The sequence below is a fragment of the Amycolatopsis nigrescens CSC17Ta-90 genome (assembly GCF_000384315.1).
Taxonomy (GTDB): domain Bacteria; phylum Actinomycetota; class Actinomycetes; order Mycobacteriales; family Pseudonocardiaceae; genus Amycolatopsis; species Amycolatopsis nigrescens.
In genome coordinates this window covers 6700423-6711107 of record NZ_ARVW01000001.1, presented here as the reverse complement: position 1 = coordinate 6711107, position 10685 = coordinate 6700423, and the positions used below count along the sequence as shown (strand labels likewise).

General features: G+C 67.8%; 11 protein-coding genes. 3 read left to right on the top strand and 8 right to left on the bottom strand.

The annotated features are described in order from the left end of the window. Positions 1 to 19: 19 nt before the first annotated feature. Entirely contained in the window at positions 20 to 1375 is a 1356-nt protein-coding gene (locus AMYNI_RS0131890) for an FAD-dependent oxidoreductase (RefSeq protein ID WP_026361201.1), read from the bottom strand. Positions 1376 to 1472: 97 nt separating this feature from the next. Here AMYNI_RS0131890 and AMYNI_RS0131885 point away from each other — a divergent pair, with 97 nt between their 5' ends. After that, the gene (locus AMYNI_RS0131885; protein ID WP_020672159.1) at positions 1473 to 2084 is read left to right on the top strand and encodes a PadR family transcriptional regulator; all 612 of its coding nucleotides are present in this window, start codon (positions 1473 to 1475) and stop codon (positions 2082 to 2084) included. A 5-nt stretch (positions 2085 to 2089) separates the two neighbouring features. Here AMYNI_RS0131885 and AMYNI_RS0131880 read toward each other — a convergent pair whose 3' ends face one another. From AMYNI_RS0131880 to AMYNI_RS45745, 5 genes are all read right to left on the bottom strand, one after another. Beyond that, positions 2090 to 3376: a cytochrome P450 gene (locus AMYNI_RS0131880; protein ID WP_020672158.1), complete on the bottom strand. Its 1287-nt coding sequence runs from the start codon at positions 3374 to 3376 to the stop codon at positions 2090 to 2092. Between the two features lie 84 nt (positions 3377 to 3460). Beyond that, positions 3461 to 3793 carry a DMT family transporter gene (locus tag AMYNI_RS0131875; RefSeq protein ID WP_020672157.1) on the bottom strand — a complete coding sequence of 111 codons (333 nt, stop codon included), beginning with the start codon at positions 3791 to 3793 and terminating at the stop codon, positions 3461 to 3463. Further along, entirely contained in the window at positions 3790 to 4128 is a 339-nt protein-coding gene (locus AMYNI_RS0131870) for a DMT family transporter (protein ID WP_020672156.1), read from the bottom strand. The genes AMYNI_RS0131875 and AMYNI_RS0131870 overlap by 4 nt, the downstream gene beginning before the upstream one ends. Next, positions 4125 to 4673 carry a TetR/AcrR family transcriptional regulator gene (locus tag AMYNI_RS0131865; RefSeq protein WP_020672155.1) on the bottom strand — a complete coding sequence of 183 codons (549 nt, stop codon included), beginning with the start codon at positions 4671 to 4673 and terminating at the stop codon, positions 4125 to 4127. The genes AMYNI_RS0131870 and AMYNI_RS0131865 overlap by 4 nt, the downstream gene beginning before the upstream one ends. A 72-nt stretch (positions 4674 to 4745) precedes the next feature. Further along, on the bottom strand, positions 4746 to 5408 hold the full coding sequence (locus AMYNI_RS45745; protein WP_020672154.1) for a TetR/AcrR family transcriptional regulator: 663 nt from the start codon (positions 5406 to 5408) through the stop codon (positions 4746 to 4748). A gap of 224 nt (positions 5409 to 5632) precedes the next feature. Between AMYNI_RS45745 and AMYNI_RS0131855 the strand changes: the two genes are divergently transcribed. Further along, the gene (locus AMYNI_RS0131855) at positions 5633 to 6736 is read left to right on the top strand and encodes a thrombospondin type 3 repeat-containing protein (protein ID WP_169515784.1); all 1104 of its coding nucleotides are present in this window, start codon (positions 5633 to 5635) and stop codon (positions 6734 to 6736) included. A gap of 109 nt (positions 6737 to 6845) precedes the next feature. Further along, positions 6846 to 7898: an iron-siderophore ABC transporter substrate-binding protein gene (locus AMYNI_RS0131850; protein ID WP_020672152.1), complete on the top strand. Its 1053-nt coding sequence runs from the start codon at positions 6846 to 6848 to the stop codon at positions 7896 to 7898. A gap of 83 nt (positions 7899 to 7981) precedes the next feature. On the opposite strand, the gene AMYNI_RS48470 is transcribed toward AMYNI_RS0131850, so the two are convergent. Both AMYNI_RS48470 and AMYNI_RS45740 read right to left on the bottom strand, forming a co-directional pair. After that, complete coding sequence (locus AMYNI_RS48470; RefSeq protein ID WP_084628514.1) at positions 7982 to 9235, bottom strand: HNH endonuclease signature motif containing protein; 1254 nt, start codon at positions 9233 to 9235, stop codon at positions 7982 to 7984. Between the two features lie 82 nt (positions 9236 to 9317). Then, the gene (locus AMYNI_RS45740; RefSeq protein ID WP_020672150.1) at positions 9318 to 10679 is read right to left on the bottom strand and encodes a DUF6519 domain-containing protein; all 1362 of its coding nucleotides are present in this window, start codon (positions 10677 to 10679) and stop codon (positions 9318 to 9320) included. Positions 10680 to 10685: the final 6 nt, after the last annotated feature.

Genomic DNA, 10685 nt, shown 5'->3' with positions numbered 1-10685 from the left:
GGAAAGCCGAGTTCGCCCGCTACGACCGAGCGGCCTGCTGTTCGCGATCGTGCCCGCGGTACCGGCGCTGGGACGCGGCCATCCGGTCGCGCAGCGGCGGCAGCCGGTTGACCACCCGCATGCCGGTGCGCATGCCGGCGAGCACAGCGCGGCCGATGACGGGCTTGTGGATCGGGTCGTCGCCGCTCATCTGGGCGAGGGACTTCCGCACCGCGTCGAACCCGTAGCCGATCATCTCGGTCTCGTAGCCGCGCACCGCTTCCAGCAGGCTCATCCGGCCGTCGCGGACGGCGGTGAGGTTGCCGCACAGCAGCCTGGCGTCGCGCAGCGCGGTGTTGGCACCGACGCCGCGGCCCGGGGTCATGGTGTGGATGGCGTCGCCGATCAGCGTCACGTTGCCGCTCTGCCATTGCGGGATCGGTGCCGAGGTGCGGATGTTGAGCGGAAAGCAGGTCGTGGGGTCGGTGCTGGCGAACAGTTCCCGCAGGTGCGAATGCCAGCTCCCGGTCAGCTCGGCCACCAGCTCGTGCAGCTGGGGCCCGGTCATCTCCAGCACCCCGGGCGGCAGGTTGCGCTGTGCGGCGCCCATCCCCCACTGGATGTAGTCGCGGGAGTTGTCGAACTGCATGCCTGGCCAGCCGGCGATCAGCTCGGCGTCGGTGGAGCCGATCCCCTCCTTGGGCGCACCGTCGGCGTCCCACGGAAAGCGCATGACGTGCACGATGCAGGAGTAGCCCTTGGGCGCGAAGACCATGTTCACGCCGTCGAGCATGCGCGGGGTGAGCAGCTCTGCGGTGGCGGCGGTCAGCGGCACCTTGCCGGTGATGCCCACCAGCCCGGTCGGCGTCAGCGTCGCCCGGGGCAGGTACTGGCGGCGGACCCGCGAGTTGCTGCCGTCCGCGGCTACCAGCAGATCGCCCTCCGCGCTCGTTCCATCGGTGAAGTGCGCGGTGACCGTGCCGCCGGGGTGCCGCTCGTACCGGGTGAAGGTCTTGTCGAAGTGCACGATGTCTTCGAGGCCGGTGAGCAGCACCTGCCGCAGGGTCATCCGCGACACCGATTTCTCGCTGTTGAGCGGATCGTCGGAGTTGGCGGCGAATCCGTCCAGGGACAGCACTTCGGCGAGCTGCTCGGTGAGCATGTTGTACCGATCGGGGGTGCGGGCGCAGGTCGCCACGAAGGTGGCGTACAGCTCCGGCGGCAGACAGGCGGCGAGCGCCCGGCTGCCGTCGGGGTCGATGCCGACCCGGTAGCCCTGCAGCCCGTCGGCCCGGGTGCGATCGCGTTCGTAGACCGCGACGTCGATCCCGGCGCGGCGCAGGCCGTGCGCCAGGCAGAGCCCGCCGGTGCCGGCGCCCACGATGATCACTCTCATGTTCTCGCTCCTCGGTTCCGGGCAGCCGACCCGACTTGCCCGCAACCGATAGTGTCACAGACTCTAGTTTCCAGGCAACTAGTGTACGGTTTGAGCCATGCCGACCGAGTTCCGCCGCTCCCCGATCGCGCTGGCCATCCTCGGGCTGCTCGAGGCCGGGCCGTCGCACCCGTACGCGATCCAGCAGCTGATCAAGCAGTGGGGCAAGGACCAGGTCGTCAACGTCGGCCAGCGCGCGACCCTGTACAAGGTGATCACCAGGTTGCAGGAGGCCGGGATGATCGCGGTCCGCGAAACCGACCGCGACCACCGTTATCCCGAGCGCACCACCTACGAGGTGACCGGCGCCGGCAGCGCTGCCGCGCGGCAGTGGCTCACCGAGATCCTGTCCACGCCGCGCAACGAGTTTCCCGAGTTTCCGGCGGCGCTTTCGTTCCTGGCGCTGATCACCCCCGAGGACACCCTCGAACTCCTCGACGACCGCCGCGAGAAACTCGTGCGGAGGATCGCCGAGCTGGACGCGACGCTCGCCGAAGAGTTCGGGAACCGCGAGCTGCCCAGGGTGTCGAAGCTGGAAACCGAGTACGTCAAAGCGGTCACCGAAGCCGAGCTTCGCTGGACCACCGCCGTTCTCGACGACCTGCGCGACGGCTCCCTGTCCTGGGACCGTGCGCAGCTCGACGCCATCGCCGCGCAGGCCGCCAGCTAGTCCACTCAGGACACGGGCTGGGTGGTCTTGGACGTCACCGGGAATTCGGCGAGGCCCCGCATCGTCATCAGCCGGCGGCGCCGGTACTTGCCGTCCCTGGCCAGGTCGGGCATCCGTTCGGCGAGGGCACGGAACACGATCTCCCCTTCCAGCCGCGCCAGCGGCGCCCCGATGCAGTAGTGCCGCCCGGCGGAGAACGCCAGGTGCTCCGCCGCGGTGTCGCGCAGGATGTCGAACCGGTCCGGGTCCCGGTGGATCTTCGGGTCGCGGCCGGTGGCACCGAGCAGCACGTAGATCCCCGCACCGGCCGGGATCTGGTTTCCGGCCAGCTGCACGTCCTCCTGCGCGATCCGGATGGTGGCCTGCGCCGGCGGGTCGAACCGCAGCGCCTCGTCGACGACCTGCCCGGCGAGTTCGGGGCTCTCGCGCAGCAGCCGCCACTGGTCCGGGTTCGCGAGCAGCGCCAGCACACCGTTGCCGATCAGGTTGACGGTGGTCTCGAACCCAGCGATCAGCAACACCCGGCTCAGTGCCAGTACTTCACGGGAGCTGAGCTTGTTCGCGTCGAGGTCCGCCGACAGCCTGCTGATCACGTCCTCGCCGTCCGTTCCGGCGCGGGCCTTGATCAGCTTGGCGAACAGTTCGTCGATCGCGCGAGTCGCCTTCGCGCTCCGCCGCATCTGCGCCGGGGAGCCCGGACCGTCGAGCGAGGCGGCGACGACTTTTCCGTACTCCTGGAACGGACCGGACTCCTCCGGCGGAATGCCGAGCAGCTCGCTGATCACCGCGATCGGCAGCGGCGCCGCCAGCTCGCCGACCAGGTCGAACCGGCCGCGGCGCAGTGCGTCGTCGAGCAGTTCGTGCGTCACCCGCTCGATATTCGGCCGGTAGCCCGCCATCATCTTGGGGCTGAAGGCCGGCGCCGCCAGCTTGCGCAGCCGGCCGTGGTCGGGCGGGTCGAGATCGAGAATGGAGAAGTCCGCCTCGGCGCCGGGAACATAGCCCAGCGGCGCCGAGTCGTCTCTTTCGTACGGTGTGCTGCGGACGCCGAACCTCTTGTCCCGCAACACCTGACCGGCCAACTCGTGGCCGGAGATCACCCAGGTGCCTGACCGGCTCCTGGTCAGCGGGCCGCTGTCGAGCAGTTGGTGGTAGATCGGATAGGGGTTCCACCTGCCTTCGGGCAGCGCGAGACGGCTGAACGGATCGCCCGCGATCCGGCCGTGGTACCAGGTCCTGCCGGTCTGCCCGGCCAGCACCGTGGCGTGTCGAAGCGTCTGCCGCCAGCTCATAACGTCCTCCTCGGTCGATTTTCTGGTTCCCACAAGGGGAAGAAGAAGACAGACTTCTCCCCCGGAAAGTGCGAAAGGTTGTTTTCAGTGCGCCGCTTGGGCGCCGAGCTCGATCAGCAGCACGCCGCCGATGATCAGCAGCACGCCGGCGGCCATGATCCAGGTGAGCGGGTCGCGGAAGAGGACCTTGCCGAGGATCGCGGTCAGCGCGACCCCGGAGGCCGCCCAGATCCCGTAGGCGACCCCGACCGCCATCCCTTGTGCGAGCACGAATCCGAGCAAGGTGAAGGCGGCACCGTAACCGAGTGCGACGGGTGCGATCCAGACCTTCTTGGTGAAACCGTGCGAGGCTTTCATCGACAGCGTGGCCACGGTTTCCAGGATGATCGCGCCGATGAGCAGCAGCCAGGTCGTCATCGTTCACCTGCCCGCTGGGAACCGAACTCGACCAGCAGCACCCCGCCGATGACCAGCGCGATACCGGCGCCGATCAGCCAGGTCAGCTGGTCCCCGAACAGGGCGGCCCCGGCGACCGCGGTCAGCGCGACCCCGGAAGCGGCCCAGATCCCGTAGGCGACCCCGACCGGCATGCCCGCCTTGAGCACCCGCGCGACCCCGAAGAACGCACCGCCGTACCCGGCCACGACCACCAGCAACCACCACGGGTCGGCGAAACCGTTCATCGCCCGCAGGGAAAGGGTGCCGGCGACCTCGAGCACGACGGCGATCGCCAGCAGCGTCCACTTGTTCATGTCCCGCGCCCTTCGGCACCGGCTAGCCGGTGGATCCGGGCGACCACCGCGTCCCGCATGCCTGCACCGAACCCGGTGGTGTCACTCGCTTCGGCCACCCACAGCCCGTCCGCGGCCAGCCGCGCCACCACCCGGTCGACCTCGGTGGGCTCAGGATCACCCGGTGGCGTGCCGACCCATTTGACGAGCAACGCCCGCCACGGTGCCAGCAGCTGTTCCTCGTAGACGGAGTCGGTGAGGATCGCCAGGTCCGCCCTGGTCGCCCCGCCGGTCACCACCCGCGTGTAGGCCAGCACGCGCTCGACCGCCGTGGCGTCTTCGAACGGCTTGCCCAGTGCCCGCCGCATCGCCTCGTCCCAGGACCTGGTGATGTGCTCGACGACGGCGAGCATCAGCTGTTCCTTGGTGGCGAAGTGATAGATCAGCCCGCCCTTGCTCAGTCCAGCCTCCTGCGCCGCCGCATCCAGGGTCAGGCTGGTGATGCCCTTGCGCTCGGCCAGCCGCAGCGCGGCATCCAGGATCGCCGTTTTCGAACTCGGTCTCATGACAGTAACTGTACCGACTGGTTGGTCAAGTTACAACGCCAGTACCGGGCAGCTTTTGAATGAACGCGAAGGTCAGCGGGGCAGGTCGCCGAGCATGACGAGGACCGCGGTCGTAGCGGATTCGGCGAGGTCCGGCAGCGTGCCGGCGTCGTTGGTGCGCAGGTGCTCCCGGATCAGCTCGTCGAGGCCGCCGGTGAGCAGGTCGAACACCTCGTCCGGCAGCACGGGCAGGGCCGGGTCCGCCCACCGGGCGCGCCGGTACATCTCACGGGTGCGGCCGGAGAACAGGGCGAGCAACGCGGCCCGGCGCGCCAGCACGGCCGGGCCGGCGCGCAGCATCTCCACGTGCAGAGATCTGGCGAAACCCGGATTTTCCGCCAGCACCCCCAGATAGACCGCCAGGCTTGCGGCGATCCGGCCGCGCCAGTCATGCGGCGCCAGCGCCTTGAGCGGGTCGCCGAGCCGGGCCAGCAAGGGCTCGACACCGAGTTCGAAAGCGGCCAGGAACCCGCTCTCCTTGGTGGCGAACTGCTCGTAGAACACCCGGCGAGACACCCCGGCTCGCTCCACGATGTCGGCGATCGTGGCCGCCTCATAACCCTTTTCCGACACCACCTGCACCACCGCGAGCAGCAGTCGTCCCCGCTGTGAAGCGAAAACGTCCTCCCGGCTGAGCCGATGCCGACCGCTCGGGAGACGTTCCAGATCCAGGCCGGAGGAAGGTTCCGCGGTCACCGGACCAGCCTACCCGGGTTTCAGGAACGAGCCAGTTCCCCTAAACGGGTCAGAGCTCTTGCCAAAGCTTTCGGGAACTGACACGTTCCCGTATGCGGTATCTACCGCTGAGTAGGTAACTGGCGGCGGATCACCGGCCCGGCTCCATCGTGTCTGTCAAGGAGGATGCACACGTGAAGTCCAAGAATCCGCTCCGACGGGGACGCCAAATCGGCGTTGCGGTCGTGTCCACAGCGCTGCTCGCACTGGCCGGCCTGCCGGCCGCAAGCGCCGCACCGGCGCGCTGTGATCTGTGGGGCTGTTCCGACGACCAGCCCAGGGTGTCGGTCCCGGTGCCCCCGCCGGCCGCCCCAGGCGCCTATGCCTACGAAGACTTCGACAACGACGGCGTTTACAACAAGGCGGACAACTGCCTGCTGGTGCCCAATCCCGCTCAGGAACCGGCGAACCGGCCGGCAGGCGCCACCGACGACCCACTGGCGGTCGAATGGAAGCAGCAGCATCCCACGGCCGCGTTCCGGCTGAACTCGGAGCTGGGCGAGGCCTGTTCCGGCTGGAACGGCAACTGGCACCGCAGCGAAAAGGCGCAGATGATCGCGCCGGAGCCGATCAAGCAGAAGCTGTTCAAGTACCTCGGCGAGGGCGGGCCGATGTTCGGCAACGACAAGCTGATGCACGGTGGCCCGATCTGCACCGACGCCAACAACGGCTGGGTGAACATGGTCGAATACTTCCTCGGCATGCCGGAGGTCGACTTCCCACTGCCCGACGAGATGTTCGACTGCTCGATCGGAAACATCAGCACTTTCATCGAAGGCGCCGTCACGAACCACGTCTGGGGCGGGAAGCGGTTGTTCACCCCGACCAACGACGGTGGCACCATCACCAACCGTTTCTTCCCCTCGGTCACCGAGCAGCCCTGGTTCAAGCCGATCGCCGACGCCTTCCCGGACGTCTTCGAAAATGGCCGCCCGCAGACCGTGTTCGGTCACGTCATCCGGGGTAGCTCGTACAAGGACGGGCGTCCCACCAACATCATGGACTGGCGTGAGGTCACCGGTGCCGGAATCGACGGGTTCCCGTTGCCGAACCTGAAAGTGCCCTTCTTCGGCTCGATCCTGGTATACGACGAGTGTCGCGGCCTCCAGGAAGGGATCTGGACCTGCAATGCCAACGCCGACATCGTCAAACCCGACGGGAACCGCAAGTTGTTCCAGTTCGGCTGGATGATGTGGCAGTCCAACGACCCCGACATCAAGGCGTGGGAAGCCTGGGAGCAGGCTAATCCACAGTGGACAAAGCGCGAAGCGTACGGTTTCACCGCCTGAGCCGTGCCTCATGGTTCCGCTACAGCGGAGCGCGGACACCCCCTGGCGACCGGCCTTGTGATTGGCTAGCCTAACCTAAATTCAAGGCCGGTCGACCCTGGGAGTGTTTGTGAAGTCACTGAACCGAACGGGCACGAGCAGGCTGGCCGCGCTGGTCACCTCGCTCGTCCTCGGCGCGGGTCTGGTAACCGCCTGCGGGGCGGACCGTGCCACCAGCGGCGCCCCCGGAGCCGGCGACGCTACGGGATTCCCTGTGCAGATCGACCACCGCTTCGGGTCGACCAAGATCGAAAAGAAGCCGTCCAGGATCGTCGCCCTCGGCGGCGGCGACATGGAGGCATCGATCGCGCTCGACGTGGTCCCGGTGGCCGGTGCGGACTGGTTCGGCTACAACCGGCTGCGGAACTGGGTGAAGGACGGCCTCGGCGACCGGCAGCCGCCGGAGCTGATCATGGCTTCGCAGCCGAACTTCGAACAGATCGCGGCACTGCGACCCGACCTGATCCTGTACGTGAACTCCGTGAACGACAAGAACCAGTACGACACGCTCGCACGAATCGCCCCCACCATCGCGGCGCCCGCCGACGTGCGCAACGTGTACGGCGTGTACTGGCAGGACCAGGTGCGCACGATCGCGAAGGCGACCGGCACGACCGCCAAAGGCGAAGAGGTCGTACAGCGCACGCAGGGCCTGCTGGACGATGCAGCGAAAGCGCATCCCGAGTTCGCCGGCAAAGTGATCACCGCCGGAGTCTTCTCGTCCGGTGAGTATTCGGTGTGGATGCCGTCCGACCCGCGCATGCGGTTGCTGCGCTCGCTCGGCTTCCGCACCAACCCGAAGATCGACGCGCTCGACGACGGCAGCTTCTACGTCCGGCTGCCGGACGAACAGCTGGACAAGCTGAACGCGGACCTCATCCTGCTGGCCGCGCAGGACCAGACCGGCGCCGTTGACCCATCGGTGACCGCCAATCCCTTGTTCGCCACCCTGCCCGCGGTGCAAGCCCGCCACGTCGTCTACTTCGGCGGTGCCGGAGTGATCAACTCGGGTACCGAAAGCGCCGAGTTCTCCAGCGCCTTCTCGATCGGCGGCCCGCTCGGGATCAAGTACGTCCTGGACAAGTTGGTACCGAAACTCCAAGCAGGCATCACCGGCGCCTGAACCAACCCCGAAACTCGCCTGTCTCGCCGAGTTCACCGTTCAAGCCAGTAACTTCGGCGTCGGCCGGACATGAGCCAGCGGGGTCAGAAGGGCGGTGGATCGTCGGTGAACATCAGCAGTGGTTCGCGGAGTGGTTCGGGTCTGGTGGTGTAGGTGCGGCCGGTGGGGGTCGTGACCGTCAGGTCGGCTGTGGAGGGATCGAACTCGAAGGTCCAGCCGGGTTCGTCCTTCAAGGCGTGGTGGTAAGGACAGAGGCAGCACAGGTTTTCCTCGCTGGTGTCCCCGTTCTCCGACCACGCGGTGCAATGGTCGACATCGCACCGTTGCGCGGGGCGGTTGCAGCCGGGCGCACGGCAGGTGCGGTCCCGGACCCGGACCAGCTCGGCGAGATCGGCCGGTGGGCGGTAGCGCTTGCGGCCGAGATCGCGGACGGTGCCGGACACGGGATCGGTCAGGACTTTGCGCCAGACGCTGTTGGGCTGGTTCATGATCCGGCGTCCCAGCGCACCCGGGATGGGGCCATGACCGACCAACTCGCATCCGTCATCGCGGAAGCCGAGGGCGGTGTCGAGCGGCATGTGGATGAACACCTGGGCGGCCAGGCCTTCCCAGCCCTTGCCGATCAGCAACTCCGTCAGCACGTCGGCCCGCAATTGATCCATGGTGCGGATCTCGTCACCACCACGGAGCCTGCGCGCCAGCATGTCGACGCGGGCGTACACGGCAGCCGCGATCTCCGCCGGGAGATACGCCCACAGCGACGCCATCGCGTCCCGCTCGTGGTGCAGCTCGACGCGGCGTTGCCTGCGCCTTGCTTCGGCGCGTGCCCGCTGCCCTTCGGGATCCAGATTCGCGACGACGCGGGTTACCGTTTTGCGCCAGTTGCCTGGGCTTTTCACACCGATCCGGGTAGCCAGTATCTCATCCGCCCGACGAGCCAGCTCGTCCGACAACATTGCTACGCCATCGAAAGCCTGATGCGCCTTGCCGATGTCCAGCTCACCGGCGACCATCGCCGCCAGCAGACAAGGCATTCGCGACACCAGCGCCTCCGCCAGCTTCACCCGGGTTGCCGTTGCCTCACGGGACAACCGCAACTCCGGCGCCAGCTCATCCGCCACCCACCGCGCCCGGTCACGCGCGCGGCTCGCCTGTGCCACCGCGCGCGCCTGAATAGCCTGCGCCTGACAGATCATCCGCCGCGAAGCGGTCACCAACTCGACTGCGTCCGATCCGCTCAACCGGCCGATCTCCGCCTCGCTCAAGGCGAAGAAACCACCCGGTGTGAGCCGTCTGCAATCCGGCGGTGGTGCTTCCAAGGAACGAATACCGAACATGCGAACCTCCCTGGCTCCAGTTAGACCTCCAAGCTAACCAACACCACCGACAGAAACGAAAAACCCTTGTACAGCAACGATTTCAGCCAGCCAAGGGCCGGAACGTCCGCCGCAGGAGCTGCACATCGGTACCGCTGCGCACCCACGCCAACGGGGCGTAGTACTGCTCGACACCATGCGGCTCAGCGAGCAGTGGACGGCCGGTGTCGTCCTGCGGCCATTCCACATCCGCGGCGAGAGTCCTGGCCGGGATCAACCAGTGGTCACCGCTGCGATAACGCCCACCGGGCTTGAACCACACCTGCACCCCGTCCTCCAGGTCGAGCCACTCGCCCTCTTCGACACCGATCGCACCGTCCTTGAGTTTCGGCGCGCCGCGACCGGCCACCGCCCGGTGGTCCCAGCGCCGCAGCAGGGGATGCCGGTTCGTGCGGTGGCCGACATCCGCGCGCGGTTCGCCGGACAGGCGCACCCGGCGGTTCGCCGTGTCCACTTCTTCGACCCGGAGCAGCGGAGCGACCTCGCCGCGCGCCGCGTAGGCGTCGTCGGACACCTCGGTCCAGTCGCCGATCCGCAGGGAGAGCTTGTCGTCGCGGCCGAGTGATGCCACGGTGACCCATTCACCGTCCACAGAGGAGATGCCGACGGCAACGGAACCGTTGTCCCGCGACCATTTAACGGTGGCTTCGCCGGCTTCCCCGCCATGGTGTACTTCCACCCGGTAGAGTTGGTTCTCCGGCCCGCGGTAGGCGGCGTCCGGGGAAAGGATGCACGGATCGTCTTCGACCCGCTCCGGCCGCTCGGTCCTGGCTGCGAGCCGGGCGATCCCGGCCCGCCGACCGCGAACCCACTCGGCGAAGGCGGCCGACGGGTCGTTCCCGGCATTCGAGCCGAGGGTCAGCGCGCGGACCTGCCACGCGGTCCTGGTGCGGGCCGCGGTGTCCGGCAGCGCCGAACCGAGCGCCGACTCGGCGATCGACGGGTCCTCCAAGGCGGTGACCAGTTGCTCCCAGGCGACCAGATACACCAGGAATGGGAATTTTTCGGGCAGGGCGTCGGCTTCGCGCTCGCGGTCGAGATAGGCGAAGGGCTGGTCCCAGTAGGTCCACGACCCCGGAGCCGCCGGTGCCTGCCCGCCGACCGGCTCGCTGGGCACCGGCCTTGCCGAGTCCACCAGCACACCGTCCACGTAGTACCGCCCGTTGAGGATCTCGAGATCCGCTGGATCCTTCTTCTCCGTGCGGGGTATGTATTTGACCGTGAACGCGTCGCCGGGACCGCCGTGCGGCCCGATCAGGTCGGCGGCGGTCCGCCTCGTCAGCGCGAGCTGGATCGCCGCCTGCTCGTTCGCGTCCGCGTCGAGCTGCACCCTGCCCTGCTGGAGCCAGACGCCGGAGTAGTGCCGGTCCGCCCGGAACGTCAGGCGCGTGAAATCGCCCTTCATACTTCC

Excerpts from the sequence above, each read along its gene's own strand:
- AMYNI_RS0131890 (WP_026361201.1), bottom strand. The coding sequence starts at position 1,375 with ATGAGAGTGATCATCGTGGGCGCCGGCACCGGCGGGCTCTGCCTGGCG.
- AMYNI_RS0131885 (WP_020672159.1), top strand. The coding sequence starts at position 1,473 with ATGCCGACCGAGTTCCGCCGCTCCCCGATCGCGCTGGCCATCCTCGGG.
- AMYNI_RS0131880 (WP_020672158.1), bottom strand. The coding sequence starts at position 3,376 with ATGAGCTGGCGGCAGACGCTTCGACACGCCACGGTGCTGGCCGGGCAG.
- AMYNI_RS0131875 (WP_020672157.1), bottom strand. The coding sequence starts at position 3,793 with ATGACGACCTGGCTGCTGCTCATCGGCGCGATCATCCTGGAAACCGTG.
- AMYNI_RS0131870 (WP_020672156.1), bottom strand. The coding sequence starts at position 4,128 with ATGAACAAGTGGACGCTGCTGGCGATCGCCGTCGTGCTCGAGGTCGCC.
- AMYNI_RS0131865 (WP_020672155.1), bottom strand. The coding sequence starts at position 4,673 with ATGAGACCGAGTTCGAAAACGGCGATCCTGGATGCCGCGCTGCGGCTG.
- AMYNI_RS48470 (WP_084628514.1), bottom strand. The coding sequence starts at position 9,235 with ATGTTCGGTATTCGTTCCTTGGAAGCACCACCGCCGGATTGCAGACGG.
- AMYNI_RS45740 (WP_020672150.1), bottom strand. The coding sequence starts at position 10,679 with ATGAAGGGCGATTTCACGCGCCTGACGTTCCGGGCGGACCGGCACTAC.